This window comes from Vandammella animalimorsus (genome assembly GCF_002285265.1).
Classification (GTDB): Bacteria; Pseudomonadota; Gammaproteobacteria; order Burkholderiales; family Burkholderiaceae_C; genus Lampropedia.
In genome coordinates, this window is the sequence record NZ_NSJB01000001.1 from 726,747 (window position 1) to 741,026 (window position 14,280).

The 14,280-nt window shown below is 65.5% G+C and carries 13 protein-coding genes; 3 read left to right on the forward strand and 10 right to left on the reverse strand.

All coding sequences use genetic code 11. From position 1 onward, the window contains the following. Positions 1–20: 20 nt before the first annotated feature. The 10 genes from meaB to CK625_RS03140 form a co-directional block, all read right to left on the reverse strand. Positions 21–1,097 carry a methylmalonyl Co-A mutase-associated GTPase MeaB gene (gene meaB / locus CK625_RS03095; RefSeq protein WP_095538763.1) on the reverse strand — a complete coding sequence of 359 codons (1,077 nt, stop codon included), beginning with the start codon at positions 1,095–1,097 and terminating at the stop codon, positions 21–23. After that, positions 1,094–1,564 (reverse strand): DUF4260 domain-containing protein, encoded by a 471-nt coding sequence (locus CK625_RS03100; RefSeq protein WP_172425070.1) that lies wholly within the window; start codon positions 1,562–1,564, stop codon positions 1,094–1,096. The genes meaB and CK625_RS03100 overlap by 4 nt, the downstream gene beginning before the upstream one ends. Before the next feature lie 10 nt (positions 1,565–1,574). Next, positions 1,575–1,994: a type II toxin-antitoxin system VapC family toxin gene (locus tag CK625_RS03105; RefSeq protein WP_095538765.1), complete on the reverse strand. Its 420-nt coding sequence runs from the start codon at positions 1,992–1,994 to the stop codon at positions 1,575–1,577. Beyond that, positions 1,975–2,268, reverse strand: coding sequence for a hypothetical protein (locus CK625_RS03110; protein ID WP_143326158.1), 294 nt, complete (start codon positions 2,266–2,268; stop codon positions 1,975–1,977). Before CK625_RS03110 ends, CK625_RS03105 begins: the two co-directional genes overlap by 20 nt. A 52-nt stretch (positions 2,269–2,320) precedes the next feature. Further along, complete coding sequence (gene scpA / locus CK625_RS03115; protein ID WP_095538767.1) at positions 2,321–4,480, reverse strand: methylmalonyl-CoA mutase; 2,160 nt, start codon at positions 4,478–4,480, stop codon at positions 2,321–2,323. Positions 4,481–4,704: 224 nt separating this feature from the next. After that, complete coding sequence (gene acnB / locus CK625_RS03120; protein ID WP_095538768.1) at positions 4,705–7,314, reverse strand: bifunctional aconitate hydratase 2/2-methylisocitrate dehydratase; 2,610 nt, start codon at positions 7,312–7,314, stop codon at positions 4,705–4,707. An 85-nt stretch (positions 7,315–7,399) separates the two neighbouring features. Then, positions 7,400–7,915 (reverse strand): hypothetical protein, encoded by a 516-nt coding sequence (locus CK625_RS03125; RefSeq protein ID WP_143326159.1) that lies wholly within the window; start codon positions 7,913–7,915, stop codon positions 7,400–7,402. 150 nt (positions 7,916–8,065) lie between these two features. Further along, positions 8,066–9,064, reverse strand: a complete 999-nt coding sequence (locus CK625_RS03130) for an HpcH/HpaI aldolase/citrate lyase family protein (RefSeq protein WP_095538770.1) — start codon at positions 9,062–9,064, stop codon at positions 8,066–8,068. Then, a complete protein-coding gene (gene tam / locus CK625_RS03135; RefSeq protein ID WP_095538771.1) occupies positions 9,061–9,852 on the reverse strand; it encodes a trans-aconitate 2-methyltransferase in 792 nt (263 codons plus the stop codon). Before tam ends, CK625_RS03130 begins: the two co-directional genes overlap by 4 nt. Positions 9,853–9,926: 74 nt before the next feature. Next, positions 9,927–10,913 carry a malate dehydrogenase gene (locus tag CK625_RS03140; RefSeq protein ID WP_095538772.1) on the reverse strand — a complete coding sequence of 329 codons (987 nt, stop codon included), beginning with the start codon at positions 10,911–10,913 and terminating at the stop codon, positions 9,927–9,929. 257 nt (positions 10,914–11,170) lie between these two features. Here CK625_RS03140 and CK625_RS03145 point away from each other — a divergent pair, with 257 nt between their 5' ends. The 3 genes from CK625_RS03145 to CK625_RS03155 all read left to right on the forward strand — a co-directional run bounded on the left by CK625_RS03145 (position 11,171) and on the right by CK625_RS03155 (position 14,230). Continuing rightward, positions 11,171–13,096: a sensor histidine kinase gene (locus CK625_RS03145; RefSeq protein WP_238945471.1), complete on the forward strand. Its 1,926-nt coding sequence runs from the start codon at positions 11,171–11,173 to the stop codon at positions 13,094–13,096. Continuing rightward, positions 13,093–13,725, forward strand: coding sequence for a response regulator transcription factor (locus tag CK625_RS03150; RefSeq protein WP_095538773.1), 633 nt, complete (start codon positions 13,093–13,095; stop codon positions 13,723–13,725). Before CK625_RS03145 ends, CK625_RS03150 begins: the two co-directional genes overlap by 4 nt. Positions 13,726–13,828: 103 nt before the next feature. Further along, positions 13,829–14,230, forward strand: a complete 402-nt coding sequence (locus CK625_RS03155) for a DUF4440 domain-containing protein (protein ID WP_172425071.1) — start codon at positions 13,829–13,831, stop codon at positions 14,228–14,230. The last annotated feature ends 50 nt before the right edge of the window (positions 14,231–14,280 follow it).

Consider the following 14,280-nt stretch of genomic DNA (forward strand, 5'->3'; position numbering starts at 1 on the left):
TGCCATGGCAGTGTGCGGCGCTATGAAGAGGCCGGGCGATCAGCGCCCGCGCTGTCTGAGGTGTTGTCTGCGGCCTTGGCCACGGTGGCGGTCGAGGCAGCGCCATAGGCGTCGAGCAGCTGGCGCGCCGCTGTGGAGGCCGCCAACTGACCGCCCAGCACTTGCTGCTGCAGCTGCGGCAGGCGCTGGCGCACAGCCTCGTGTTGGCGGAAGGCGAGCTTGAGGCCGGCGTCGATGCGCTCCCACATCCAGGCCATGTTCTGGCGCTGGCGGCGCTGTGCCAGCTCGCCATTGTCGGTCTGCAGCTGGCGGTATTCGCTCACTGTGGCCCAGAAGTTCTCCACCCCCTGGCCCAGCAAGGCGCTGATCTGGATCACCTTGGGCGACCAGTGCCGCCCATCGTGCTGCTCGGCCGTGCCGTGCATGCCCAACAGCCGCAGCGATGAAGTGATTTGCGCCTGCGCCCGCGTGGCTGCTTTGGGGTCGATGTCGGCCTTGTTGATGACCACCAGGTCGGCCATTTCCATCACGCCTTTTTTGATGGCCTGAAGATCGTCGCCCGCGTTGGGCAGTTGCAGCAGCACGAACATGTCGGTCATGCCCCAGGCGGCGGTTTCGCTTTGGCCCACGCCGACGGTTTCCACAATCACCACGTCGTAGCCCGCAGCCTCGCACACCAGCATGGCCTCGCGGGTTTTTTCTGCCACGCCGCCCAGGTTGCCGCCGCTGGGGCTGGGGCGGATGTAGGCGTTTTCGTTGACGGAGAGCTTTTCCATGCGCGTCTTGTCGCCCAGGATGGAGCCGCCCGAGACGCTGGAGGACGGATCGATACTGAGCACCGCCACGCGGTGGCCTTGCTCAATCAGGTGAATGCCCAGGGCCTCGATGAAGGTGGACTTGCCCACGCCCGGCACGCCGCTGATGCCCAGGCGCAAGGCTTTGCCGGTGTGCGGCAGCAGTTGCGTGAGCAGCTCATCGCCCTGCGCGCGGTGGTCAGCGCGGGTCGATTCCAGCAGCGTGATGGCCTTGGCCATGGCGCGGCGTTGCTGCGCGGCGTTGCCGTGCAGGATGTGATCCTGCATGAGGGTATTCATCATGCCCGCTCCTCTTGAGCCCGCTTTTTCCCCAAGCCGCGCAAGCCGATGACACCCAAGTGCGTCACATGAAAGCCTAGCCCGTATTTCAGGCCGTAGCCCAATGCTCGGTCAAAGCAGGCATGAGCAAACCAGATCAGGCTGGCTTGCAAGAGCACGGGCATATTCCAAGCCAACGCCATCACCCCCAGCAGCGCAGCGCCTATGGTGTTGTGGGTCAGGTTATAGAGCCAGGCCGCGTAATGCGCATTGCAGAAGAGGTAAGCCAGCAAGGCCACATCCGGAAGCAAAAAGTACAGGGCAAACTTGCCCCAGGCAAAGTCCATATGGGCATAGAGCCCGAGCGCCAGCAACAGGCCCGTGAGTGCCTCCCAACGCAGCCATGCGGTGATTGGCGGCGCAACGGCATATTGAGCGCCTCGAATTTCTTGCATGTCAAAGTTCTCTTCTCGTGCCAAAGGAGTGCGCATGGCAGATGCCTCACAAAATCTCGAACGCCCGTCCATCGGGCAGCCGATAGCGTGAAAAATCGCGCTTGTCCAGCGTCATGATGCGGGTGATGCCCGTGTCGGCCGCCAGCCAGTAAAGCGACGCATCGGCCAGGTCCATCTCGGTGCGGGGGCGCTCGGTGTAGCGCCGCATCAGCGGCACAAAATCCAGCAATGCCTCCTGGCCGAATGGGAAGACCGAGACCGCCCCCTCGCCCAGCCAGTTGAGCATGTCAAAGCGCTGCGGCGGCGCCAGCAGATAGCTGGCTTCCACTACGCAAGGCCAAGTGGTGGAGAGCACCCAGCGCTCCAGACCGGCGAGCTCCAGCAGGTCGCGGTAGCGCTCGCCGTGCGGCTGGCCCGGGCCGAACATGGCCACCAGGGCGCTGGCGTCAATCAAGGCTGATGCCATGCTTGGCTTTCAGCTTGGCGATCAACGCGGCGCGTGCGGCCTCGGTGTCGTAGGGCACGCTAGGCTCAGCCACGAAAGCCTGGGCCAGTCTTTGCGCGTCAGGATCCTGCGCAGACTCAGCCTTCACCTTGAGAAAAAGCTGGTACGGGTCCTTGCGCCCCAGCGCACGCTCTACCGCGTCGATGATGAATTGCGACTTGGTGATGCCTTTGCGCTGAGCGGCCAGCTCCAGCTCTTTTTCCAGCAGCGGTTCCATGCGAACAGATACGGCCATGATGCAACTCCCAAAAGATCAATTGCCGTATTACTGTATCACGAGAGCTACTTCAACCCTCAAGGGCAACTGCTTTCCTGATCTGCTCCAGCACATCCTTGGCGCTGGCCGGGATGGGGGTGCCCGGGCCGTACACGCCCTTGACGCCAGCCTCGAATAGGAAGTCGTAGTCCTGCGCCGGGATCACGCCGCCGACGAAGACGATGATGTCGTCCGCGCCCTGCTTTTTCAGCTCGGCAATGATGGCGGGCACCAGGGTTTTGTGGCCTGCTGCCAGGGTGGAGACGCCCACGGCGTGCACGTCGTTTTCAATGGCCTGGCGCGCGCACTCCTCGGGGGTTTGGAACAGCGGGCCCATGTCCACGTCGTAGCCCAGGTCGGCAAAGGCCGTGGCCACCACCTTGGCGCCGCGGTCGTGCCCGTCCTGGCCGAGCTTGGCGATCATCACGCGCGGGCGGCGGCCTTGCTCCTCGGCAAATTGGTTGATTTCCTGCTTGAGTTTTTCCCAGCCTTCGGCCGAGTCGTAAGCGGCAGCGTACACACCAGTGACCTTTTGCGTATCGGCGCGGTGGCGCCCAAAGACTTTTTCCAGCGCGTCAGAGACCTCGCCCACCGTAGCGCGCAGGCGGATGGCCTTGATGGACAAATCCAGCAAGTTGCCCTGGCCGCTCTCGGCCGCGGCGGTCAGCGCATCCAGCGCGGCCTGCACGGCGGCGCTGTCGCGGGTTTCGCGGATTTTTTTCAGCCGCGCGATCTGGCCATCGCGCACTTTCATGTTGTCGATTTCCAGGATTTCGACCGGGTCTTCCTTGGCCAGCTTGTATTTGTTGACGCCGACGATCACGTCCTTGCCGCTGTCGATGCGCGCTTGTTTTTCCGCGGCGGCGGCCTCGATCTTGAGCTTGGCCCAGCCGGAATCGACCGCTTGCGTCATGCCACCCATTTGCTCGACTTCCTCGATGATGGCCCAGGCGGCATCGGCCATGTCCTGCGTGAGCTTTTCCATCAGGTAGCTGCCCGCCCAAGGGTCGACCACGCTGGTAATGTGCGTCTCCTCCTGAATGATGAGCTGGGTGTTGCGCGCAATGCGGGCGGAGAATTCCGTGGGCAGGGCAATGGCCTCGTCCAGCGCGTTGGTGTGCAGGCTTTGCGTGCCGCCGAACACGGCCGCCATGGCCTCGATGGTGGTGCGCACCACGTTGTTGTAGGGGTCTTGCTCAGTGAGCGACCAGCCCGAGGTCTGGCTGTGCGTGCGCAGCATCAGGCTCTTGGGGTTCTTGGGGTTGAACTCCTTCATGATGCGGCACCACAGCAGGCGCGCGGCGCGCATCTTGGCGATTTCCAGGTAGAAGTTCATGCCCACCGCCCAGAAGAAGGACAGGCGGCCGGCAAAGGCGTCCACGTCCATGCCCTTGGCCAGCGCGGTCTTGACATACTCCTTGCCGTCGGCCAGTGTGAAAGCCAGCTCCAGCGATTGGTTGGCGCCCGCCTCCTGTATGTGGTAGCCGGAGATGGAGATCGAGTTGAACTTGGGCATGTTCTGCGCCGTGTACTCGATGATGTCGCCAATGATGCGCATCGACGGCTTGGGCGGGTAGATGTAGGTGTTGCGCACCATGAATTCTTTGAGGATGTCGTTCTGGATCGTGCCCGCCAGCTTGTCCTGCGAAACGCCTTGCTCCTCGGCCGCTACCACGTAGCCGGCCAGAATCGGCAGCACCGCGCCATTCATGGTCATGGAGACCGACACCTTGTCCAGCGGAATGCCGTCGAACAGGATTTTCATGTCCTCGACCGAATCGATGGCCACCCCGGCCTTGCCCACGTCGCCCGTCACACGCGGGTGGTCGGAGTCGTAGCCGCGGTGTGTGGCCAGATCGAACGCCACCGAAACGCCCTGCCCGCCTGCGGCCAGCGCCTTTTTGTAGAAGGCGTTGGATTCTTCCGCCGTGGAAAAGCCCGCGTACTGGCGAATCGTCCAGGGGCGGCCGGCGTACATGGTGGCCTGCGGCCCGCGGATGAACGGCTCCAGCCCGGGCAGCGTGTTCGTGTAGGGCAAGTCCTTGGTGTCCTCGGCCGTGTACAGCGGCTTGACGACGATGCCATCGGGCGTGGTCCAGTTCAGGTTCTGCCAATCGCCACCGGGCGCGGTCTTGTTGGCGGCTTTTTCCCAGTCGGAAATACTGTGTGACTTGAATTCAGAAGTACTCATGGGCTTTCCAAAGGACGGCAGGGTCAAACAATTCGTAACCCGCCGAGTGTACAAGCAAGCATCCGCAGCCATTTCAAATTCTGGGCAGGGCAAACTCCAATCCCCGGGGTCTGCCTCCGGCAAGAGCTGCACCCTGCTCATGCCAGCGGCGCAAAAAAACGGCACCGCAAACGCGGTGCCGTTTTACTCATTGCTGGGCATCAAGGCCTCAGCGCGCACTCAGCTCAAGGGTGCTGCTCCAGCGCGTTCTTCACGCCTTCAGCCACTTCCGCGTACTCGGGGATTTGGTCGAAGTTCATGTAGCGGTACACGCTGGCCTTGTCGGCGTCGATCACGCCCATTTCCTTGAGGTATTCCTCGGGCGTGGGCAGGTAGCCCAGGCGCGAGGCGATGGCCGCCAGCTCGGCGCTGCCCAGATAGACGTTGGTGTTCTTGCCCAGGCGGTTGGGGAAGTTGCGCGTGCTGGTGGAGATCACCGTCGCGCCCTCGCGCACCTGCGCCTGGTTGCCCATGCACAGCGAGCAGCCGGGCATTTCGGTGCGCGCGCCAGCGGTGCCGAAGGCGGCGTAGTGGCCTTCCTTGATGAGCTCGTTCTGGTCCATCTTGGTGGGCGGGGCCACCCACAGCTTGACGGGGATGTCGCGCTGGCCGCCCAGCAGCTTGGCCGCGGCGCGGAAGTGGCCGATGTTGGTCATGCACGAGCCGATGAAGGCTTCGTCGATCTTCTCGCCGGCCACTTCGGAGAGGAACTTGGCGTCGTCCGGGTCGTTGGGGCAGCAGACGATGGGCTCCTTGATCTCGTTCATGTCGATCTCGATCACGGCGGCGTATTCGGCGTCGGCGTCGGCCTCCAGCAGCTCGGGCTTGGCCAGCCATTGCTCCACTTTCTCGATGCGGCGCGCCAGGGTTTTGGCGTCCTCGTAGCCATCGGCGATCATGTTTTTCATGAGCACGATGTTGGAGGTCAGGTACTCGATGATCGGCTCTTTGTTGAGCTTGATGGTGCAGCCAGCGGCCGAGCGCTCGGCGCTGGCGTCGGAGAGTTCAAAGGCTTGTTCGACCTTCAGGTCGGGCAGGCCCTCGATCTCCAGGATGCGGCCGGAGAAGATGTTTTTCTTGCCAGCCTTGGCCACCGTGAGCAGCCCGGCCTTGATGGCGTACAGCGGGATGGCGTGCACCAGGTCACGCAGGGTGACGCCCGGTTGCAGCTCGCCCTTGAAGCGCACCAGCACGCTCTCGGGCATGTCCAGCGGCATCACGCCGGTGGCGGCGCCAAAGGCAACCAGGCCGGAGCCTGCGGGGAAGCTGATGCCGATCGGGAAGCGCGTGTGGCTGTCGCCGCCCGTGCCCACGGTGTCGGGTAGCAGCAGGCGGTTGAGCCAGGAGTGGATCACGCCATCGCCCGGGCGCAGGGCCACGCCGCCGCGGTTGCTGATGAAGGCGGGCAGCTCGCGGTGGGTTTTCACGTCCACAGGCTTGGGATAGGCAGCGGTGTGGCAGAAGGACTGCATCACCATGTCGGCGCTAAAGCCCAGGCAGGCCAGGTCTTTGAGTTCGTCGCGCGTCATGGGGCCGGTGGTGTCCTGGCTGCCCACGGTGGTCATGCGCGGCTCGCAGTAGGTGCCGGGGCGGATGCCCTGGCCTTCGGGCAGGCCGCAGGCGCGGCCAACCATTTTCTGCGCCAGCGTGAAGCCCTTGCCGGTGTCGACCGGCGCCTTCGGCAGGCGGAATTCGGTGGAGGCGGGCAGACCCAGGGCCTCGCGGGCCTTGGCGGTCAGCGAACGGCCGATGATCAGGTTGATGCGGCCGCCGGCCTGCACTTCGTCCAGCAGCACCTGGCTCTTCAGCTCGAAATCGGCGATCTTTTCGCCATCCTTCTCGATGCGGCCTTCATAGGGGAAGATGTCGATGACATCGCCCATCTCCATCTTCGAGACATCGACCTCGATCGGAAGCGAGCCGGAGTCTTCCTGCGTGTTGAAGAAGATCGGGGCGATCTTGCCGCCCAGCGTGACACCGCCGAAGCGCTTGTTCGGCACATAGGGGATGTCCTGCCCGGTGGCCCAGATCACGCTGTTGGTGGCCGACTTCCGGCTGGAACCGGTGCCCACCACGTCGCCGACGTAGGCGACCAGGTGGCCTTTCTTCTTCAGATCCTCGATGTACTGGATCGGGCCGCGCTTGCCGTCTTCTTCGGGCTTGAAGGCCGCGTCGGGACGGGTGTTCTTCAGCATGGCCAGGTAGTGCAGCGGGATGTCCGGGCGGCTCCAGGCGTCGGGGGCGGGGGAGAGATCGTCGGTGTTGGTCTCGCCCGGCACCTTGAAGACGGTGACGGTGATCTTCTCGGGCACCTTGGGGCGGCTGGTGAACCACTCGGCATCGGCCCAGCTTTGCATGACTTCCTTGGCCTTGGCGTTGCCGGCCTTGGCTTTTTCGGCCACGTCGTTGAAGAAGTCGAACATCAAGAGCGTCTTCTTCAGCGCCTCGGCGGCCACATCGGCCACGTCGGCGTCGTCCAGCAGCTCGATCAGCGGGTGCACGTTGTAGCCGCCCACCATGGTGCCCAGCAGCTCGGTGGCCTTGGCCTTGGAGATTAGGCCAACCTGCACGTCGCCATGCGCCACGGCGGCCAGAAAAGATGCCTTGACCTTGGCCGCATCGTCCACGCCCGGCGGCACGCGGTGCGTGAGCAGCTCCATCAGGAAGTCTTCCTCGCCGGCAGGCGGGTTCTTGATGAGCTCGATCAGCTCGGCGGTCTGCTTGGCGTCCAGCGGCAGCGGCGGGATGCCGAGCGCGGCGCGCTCGGCGGCGTGTTGGCGGTACTCAGTGAGCATGTTTTTTTCTCCTGGGGCTATTGATTGGTTTCGTCTTGGGGGTGTTTTGGATTTTTTTGGCCATGGCTGCGCATGCAGCCAGGCATCAGGTCTTGGCCAGACACTCAGCGGCCATGCGCTGGCCTTTTTTCTGGTTCATCAGCATGGCGCGGTTGGCCACCTGCAGCCAGATGACGCCTTTGGCCTCGTTTTCCAGCCGCACTGCGCCGCTGGCGGTGACCACAGGCACCATGCGGAACTCAAAGCCTTTGCTCTTGATGACGAACTCGCGCGGGTTGTCGGCCGCATCGCTGACGTTGATCGTCACGGCGCCTGCGCAGAGGAAGTCGCCGCGCTTGACCCGGCTGATGACGTAGTCGATCCCGGTCAGCGGTGCGGGCTGGGGTTGCTGCGCCGCCTGCTGGGCGGCCGGGGCCTTGCCGAATTGCCCTGGCGCAGGCGCCGGGGGATCGGCGATGGCGCGGTCCTGCTGGCCAGCGGCCTGGGCCACGGGCATGGCCGCGCCATTGCCCTTGCCCAAGAACGGCAGCGTGCCCTTGTCACAGCCCGCCAAGGCGCATGCGGCCAAGGCCAGTACGGGGAGTTTCGATAACACTCGCATGGTGGTTCAATCGTTGGGGTGAGTTGAAGAAAGGGCTGCGCAATCACCGTGCCATCTGCCCGCAAAGTTCACGCGCACCGCGCCATGGGCCGTATTGGAACGTATTCGAAGCCAACTGCGGAAAAACAAGACAAAGCCCCTGCACAGACATCAGGCCGCCAGCCAGGCACGCACCGCGTGCGGCAATGGCTGGCCAGTGCGCCAGGCGCGCTCCAGCACCTGCCAGTAATAGCGGTAGCTGGCGCGATCATGCAGCACGCCCTGGTGGCTGATGGGCGCCCATTGCGCCGCCTGGGCCGCTTCAATGATCTGGCATGCGGCTTCGATTTCGGCCGCATCGGGCGCAAATGCCTGCAGGATCGGGCGGATCTGCGCCGGGTGGATGCTCCACATGCGCGTGTAGCTCAGCTCGCCGCTGGCCTGGCGTGCGGCCTGGGCCATGGCCTGCGCATCGGAGAACTCGGTCACGACGCAGTGCGAAGGCGTCTTGCCGTGCGCGTGGCAGGCGGCGGCCATGTCCAGCTTGGCGCGCAGCACCATCGGGTGGCGGAACTGCCCGCTCGCACCCATGGCATCGGCGCCAATGGCCCCGCCGTGGGCCGACACAAAATCCATCAGCCCGAAGCTGAGCGACTGCACGCGCGGATGCGCGGCAATCTCGAACGCGTTGTGCACCGCCAGCGGCGACTCGATCAGCACATGCAGCGGCAGCGCCGTGCCGCCAACCGCATCGACCTGGGCCACGGCGCGCTGCACGTCCTGCAGGCTCTCGACCTTGGGCACCATCACATGGCACAGGCGCTGGTGCGCCTGGCCGACGATCTGGGCCACGTCCTCGGCAAAGCTGGGGTGATCGACGGCATGCACGCGCGCCGCAACCCGCATGCCGGGGGCGGCGCCCTGCAGCAACTCCACCACCAAGGCGGCGTGCTCGCGCTCGCCGCCCACGGGTGCGCCATCCTCGCAGTCCAGCGTCACGTCGAACACGCAGGCGCCAAACTCCTGGGCCATCTCGGCCTGCAGCTGCAGGCTTTTGCGCATGCGCGCCTCCACGCCGCTGTAGTGGTCGCACACGGGCAGCACATGGCTGGCGGCCTGGGCGCCCAGCAAGAGCTGGCGCGGGGATGCTTGGCTGGGGCTGAGGGTCATGACGGGCGCCTTGCCACGAGAAAGAGACGGGGATAGGCCAGCAGACGCGTGCCATCGCTGCGCGCTGGGTACAGCTTTGCGATGCGCTGCTCGTAGGCGCTCAGGTAGCTGGCGCGCAAGTCGGCAGGCAGCGCCTGGACGAAGGGGCGCAGGCCACTGCCTTGCAGCCATTGGACGATGGCCGCAGGCGAGGCCATCGGATGCTGGTAGATGGTGTGCCACACGTCCACGCTCTGGGCCTGTGGGGCCAGCAGATCGTAGTAGCCGGCCGCCGTCAGCAACGGCGTGCGCGCCGCTTCGGGCTGGCCGATGATGGCCTGCCAGGGCGCCTGCGCCGCCAGCTCGCACATGGCCTGATGCGAGGGCTCGGCCAGGTTGTCGGGCATTTGCACGGCCAGCACGCCACCGGGCGCCAAGGCGGCGAACAGGCGCGGCAGCAGGCGCGCATGCTCGGGCACCCAGTGCAGGCTGGCGTTGGCGAAAATCAGCTCGGGCGGCTCGTCCGGCGCCCAGGTGGCGATGTCGCCTTGAGCGAATTGCACGTTGGCAAAGCGCTCCTGGGGCAGGCGCGCCCGCGCACTGGACAGCATCTGGGCGCTGTTGTCCAGGCCCAGCAGACGGGCCTGCCCAAAGCGCTGCAGCAGCAGCTCAGTGGAGTTGCCCGGCCCGCAGCCCAGATCGACCACGCTGCGCGCCTGGGCCAACGGCACCCGCGCCAGCAGCTCTGCGGCCGGGCGCGTGCGCTCCTGCTCGAAGCTGCGGTACAGCGCGGGATCCCAGGGCTTCATGCGACGGGTGTGTGCGGCGGGGTGTGCGGGCGGGGTGCGATGCAGGCCAGTGCCTTGTCGTCAGCGGCAGGCGCTTACAGCAGGTGCTTGACGCCGTCTTGCTCGCCCTGCAGCTCGGCCAGGGTCTTGTCCAGGCGCTCCTGGCTGAAGGCGTCGATCTCCAGGCCTTCGACGATCTTGTACTTGCCGTTCTCGGTGGTCACGGGGAAGCCGAAGATCACATCCTTGGGGATGCCGTATTCGCCGTTGGAGGGCACGCCCATGGTGACCCACTGGCCCTTGGAGCCCAGCGCCCAGTCGCGCATGTGGTCGATGGCGGCGTTGGCGGCCGATGCGGCCGAGGACAGGCCGCGCGCCTCGATGATGGCAGCGCCGCGCTTGCCCACGGTGGGCAGGAACACGTTGGCGTTCCATTCCTGGTCGTTGATGGTGTCCTTGACGGACTTGCCGCCGATGGTGGCAAAGCGGTAGTCCGCGTACATGGTGGGCGAGTGGTTGCCCCAGACGGTGAGCTTTTCGATCTCGCCGACCTTGCCGCCGGTCTTGGCGGCGATCTGGCTGGCCGCGCGGTTGTGGTCCAGGCGCAGCATGGCGGTGAAGTTCTCGCGCGGCAGGTCGGGCGCGCTCTTCATGGCGATGTAGGCATTGGTGTTGGCCGGGTTGCCCACCACCAGCACCTTCACGTCGCGGCTGGCCACCTTGTTCAGGGCCTTGCCCTGGGCGGTGAAGATCTGGGCGTTGGCGGCCAGCAAGTCGGCGCGCTCCATGCCGGGGCCGCGCGGGCGGGCGCCCACCAGCAGGGCGTAGTCGGCGTCCTTGAAGGCCACCTCGGGATCGCCCGTGGCCACGATGTCCTCCAGCAGCGGGAAGGCGCAGTCCTGCAGCTCCATGATCACGCCCTGCAAAGCCTTCTGTGCCTTCTCATCGGGGATTTCCAGCAGCTGCAGGATCACCGGCTGGTCCTTGCCCAGCATTTCGCCGGATGCAATGCGAAACAGCAAGGCGTAACCAATTTGCCCGGCAGCGCCGGTCACCGCGACACGAACGGCTTTTTTACTCATACGAAAGCTCCACTAGGTTTGAAGGAAAACGGTGCGTTGCGCCGCTGCCGCGCAACCGGCAGGGCTGCAGGCGGCGGGGAAAGGGGCGCTCCAAGGCGCAGCAGGCGCAAACCAACGCAACCCGGCATTCTACCCGGGTTTACACCCATCCCAAATTCTTATGTCTTATATAAGAGTTTGCGGTTTTTGACTGCAGGCAAATCGGCAGCTTGGGCTTGGCGCAAGTTTTGTTGCGTATCATCGCCCGCTGCCCCGCCATGCCCGACCACAACCATCGCCCCCCAGCCCGTGCCGTGCCCAGCGCCACAGCCCAGGCCAGCACCCTGCCCTGGTCGCACTGGCGGGCCTGGCTGGCTGCGGGCTGCCTGGCGCTGGCCCTGCCCATGCTGCTTGGCGCAGCGCAGGCGGCACCCGGGCCTGCGCCAGAGGGGGCAGCGGCCACGGCTCCCGCCGCATCGCCCGGCACAGCCCATGCGCCTGCTGGCCCCCACGCGCCTGCGGGCGATTCCATCGTCCACATCGGCATCCTGGCCTATCTGGGTGAAGCCGCCGCTGCGCAGGAGTGGCAGCCCCTGGCCAACTACCTGCAAACCGCCCTGCCGCAGCATCAGGTGATGCTGCAGTACCTGGGGCTGGAGCAGCTGCGCCAGGCCGTGGCGCAAGGCAGCGTCGATTTCGTGCTGACCAATCCGGGCCAGTATGTGGAGCTGGAGACGGCCTTTGGCCTGCGGCGCATTGCCACGCTGGAGCACGGCCGCTCGCCCACCTCCAGCCTGGCCGTGGCGGCCACGGTGGTGGCCCGGCACGACCGCAGCGACCTGCAGACGCTGGAGGATCTGCGCGGCAAGACGCTGGCGGCCATCTCCTCCGAAGGCTTTGGCGGCTACCAGATCCTCTGGCGCGAACTCGACGATTTGCGCATCGACCCACGGCGCGACCTGGCGCAGCTGCTGTTCGTGGGCTACCCCATGCCACAGGTGCTGCACGCCATCGACGAGGGGCGCGCCGACGCCGGCGTGGTGCGCGCCTGCCTGCTGGAGACCCTGCCCGACTGGCGCCAGCGCTACAAAGTGCTCTCGGGCCAGTTCGTGCCTGCGCTGGGCTGCTCGGTCTCCTCGCGCCTGTACCCCAACTGGCCCATGGCCGGGCTGCGCAACACGCCCACGCAGCTGGCGCGCGCCATGGCCATTGCCCTGCTGCAAATGGATCCCGCCCGGCACGGCATCGGCTGGACGGCCCCGGCCGACTACCAGCCCATCCACGATGTGTTCCGCCAGCTGCAACTGGGCTCCTACCAATACCTGCAAAGCAGCCACCTGCAGCGCATCGCGCAGCAATATTGGCCTTTCGCGTTGCTGGCCCTGCTGTCCTGGGCGGCCTACACGCTGCACGTGAACTACCTGGTGCGCAGCCGCACCGCCGCGCTGGAGCGCGCCCTGCACGAGCGCGAGACCTTCGAGATGCGCATGCGCTCCAACCAGGAGCAGGCCGAGCACCTCTCGCGCCTGTCGGTGCTGGGCGAGCTCTCCACCACCTTGGCGCACGAGCTCAGCCAGCCGCTGGCCGGGGTGAGCAACTACGCCCAAAGCCTGCTGCGCCGCCTGGACAACGGCCGCCTGACCGACGAGGCCGTGCGCGAGGCCTCCTCCAGCATCGTCACGCAGGCCCACGCCGCCGCCGAAATCCTCAAGCGCATCAAAGGCTTCGTGCGCAAGCGCACCAACGTGCGCGAGCCCTGCGCCGTGCCCGCGCTGGTGCAGGACGCCATCGCCCTGTTCCAGGGCATGCAGCGCAACGCGCCCTACATCCAGGTGCTCGACCGCCTGCCCCCGCAGCTGCGCGTGCAGGCCGACCCGCTGCAAATCCAGCAAATCCTGCTGAACTTCTTCAAGAACGCGCAGGACGCCATGCAAACCGTGCCCGCAGGCGAGCAGCACATCCGCATCGAACTCGAACAAAGCGAGGGCTGGGTCTGGATCCATGTGCGCGACTACGGCATCGGCATGACCGACGCGCAGCTGCAGCGCCTGTTCGAGCCCTTCTACACCACCAAGGACGACGGCCTGGGCCTGGGCCTGTCGATCTGCAAAAGCATCGCCGAGGCCCATGGCGGACAGCTGCAAGGCCAGCGCCCCGCCGAGGGCCCCGGCATGGTGTTTTCCCTCAGCCTGCCCGCCCCATGAACACTGCCCAAGACCTGTCCATCTACCTGGTGGACGACGACGCCGCCTTTCGCCGCTCCGTGGCCTTTTTGCTCGACTCCGTGGGCTGGCGCGTCGTGCAATACGACAGCGCCCAGGCCTTCCTGGCCGCACACGAGCAGCCCCCCGCTGACCTGGGCTGCCTGCTGCTGGACATCCGCATGCCCATCATGAGCGGCCTGGTGCTGCAACAGCACCTGCGCAGCCGTGGCTGGAGCGCGGCCATCGTCTTCATGACCGGCCACGGCGATGTCGAGCTGGCCGTGCAGGCCATGAAGGCCGGTGCCTGCGACTTTCTGGAAAAGCCCTTCAAGGACCAGGCCCTGCTCGACGCCGTGGACCAGGCCGTGCAGCGCACGCGCGAGCTGCAACACCACAGCCAGCGCCAGGCCGGCGCCCGCGCGCGGCTGCAGCGCCTCTCACCGCGCGAGCACGAAGTGGCGCGCCTGGTCGCACAAGGCCACCCCAACAAAACCGTGGCCCGCCTGCTGGACATCAGCGAAAAAACCGTGCACGTGCACCGCCAGCACGTGCTGGAGAAAACCGAAGTCGCCAACGCCGCCGAGCTCACCAGGCTCATGCTCGCCGCCGATGCGCGGGCGCTGGATTGAGGGCTTGTCTTGGTCCGCGAGGCCTGCTCTTTGGCTTTTGCCGGCGGCTGACTCAGGAAGGCGGGCCGGCGGGGGCTTCACATTGAAAAGCACGGAAAAGCCCATGCGGCAAAGTGAACTGATTCGTCCAGCAGATGTTGCGGTATTGATATCGCTGGAAGAAGCCATGTGGCGAGCAGAAACCCGGTTCGACTTGGAGTTCATGGAACAACATTTGGCTGCCGACTTCATCGAGCTGGGCCGCTCCGGGCGCACCTATACCCGAGCGCAGTGCCTGGCCGCAGCACCGCAGCCCATCGTCTGCCGCTTGCCCCTGCCCAATCTGCAGGTGCGTCTTTTGGATGCCGATACCGCGCAGTTGCTGTACGACAGCATCGTGACGCGAGAAACAGGAGAACTTGAGCACACGCACCGCTCCTCCCTGTGGACACGCACGGCAGCAGGTGGCTGGGTCATGCGCTTTCATCAGGGCACGCCATTCGTGCCCGATGTACTCGGTGCATGAGCTGGGGTGCGAATTGCTTGCAGGCATCGCGCCAAGTTTTTTGCTGGTGG

Excerpts from the sequence above, each read along its gene's own strand:
- meaB (WP_095538763.1), bottom strand. The coding sequence starts at position 1,097 with ATGATGAATACCCTCATGCAGGATCACATCCTGCACGGCAACGCCGCG.
- CK625_RS03100 (WP_172425070.1), bottom strand. The coding sequence starts at position 1,564 with ATGCGCACTCCTTTGGCACGAGAAGAGAACTTTGACATGCAAGAAATT.
- CK625_RS03130 (WP_095538770.1), bottom strand. The coding sequence starts at position 9,064 with ATGACCCTCAGCCCCAGCCAAGCATCCCCGCGCCAGCTCTTGCTGGGC.
- CK625_RS03140 (WP_095538772.1), bottom strand. The coding sequence starts at position 10,913 with ATGAGTAAAAAAGCCGTTCGTGTCGCGGTGACCGGCGCTGCCGGGCAA.
- CK625_RS03105 (WP_095538765.1), bottom strand. The coding sequence starts at position 1,994 with ATGGCATCAGCCTTGATTGACGCCAGCGCCCTGGTGGCCATGTTCGGC.
- CK625_RS03110 (WP_143326158.1), bottom strand. The coding sequence starts at position 2,268 with ATGGCCGTATCTGTTCGCATGGAACCGCTGCTGGAAAAAGAGCTGGAG.
- CK625_RS03145 (WP_238945471.1), top strand. The coding sequence starts at position 11,171 with ATGCCCGACCACAACCATCGCCCCCCAGCCCGTGCCGTGCCCAGCGCC.
- CK625_RS03150 (WP_095538773.1), top strand. The coding sequence starts at position 13,093 with ATGAACACTGCCCAAGACCTGTCCATCTACCTGGTGGACGACGACGCC.
- CK625_RS03125 (WP_143326159.1), bottom strand. The coding sequence starts at position 7,915 with ATGCGAGTGTTATCGAAACTCCCCGTACTGGCCTTGGCCGCATGCGCC.
- tam (WP_095538771.1), bottom strand. The coding sequence starts at position 9,852 with ATGAAGCCCTGGGATCCCGCGCTGTACCGCAGCTTCGAGCAGGAGCGC.
- CK625_RS03155 (WP_172425071.1), top strand. The coding sequence starts at position 13,829 with ATGCGGCAAAGTGAACTGATTCGTCCAGCAGATGTTGCGGTATTGATA.
- scpA (WP_095538767.1), bottom strand. The coding sequence starts at position 4,480 with ATGAGTACTTCTGAATTCAAGTCACACAGTATTTCCGACTGGGAAAAA.
- acnB (WP_095538768.1), bottom strand. The coding sequence starts at position 7,314 with ATGCTCACTGAGTACCGCCAACACGCCGCCGAGCGCGCCGCGCTCGGC.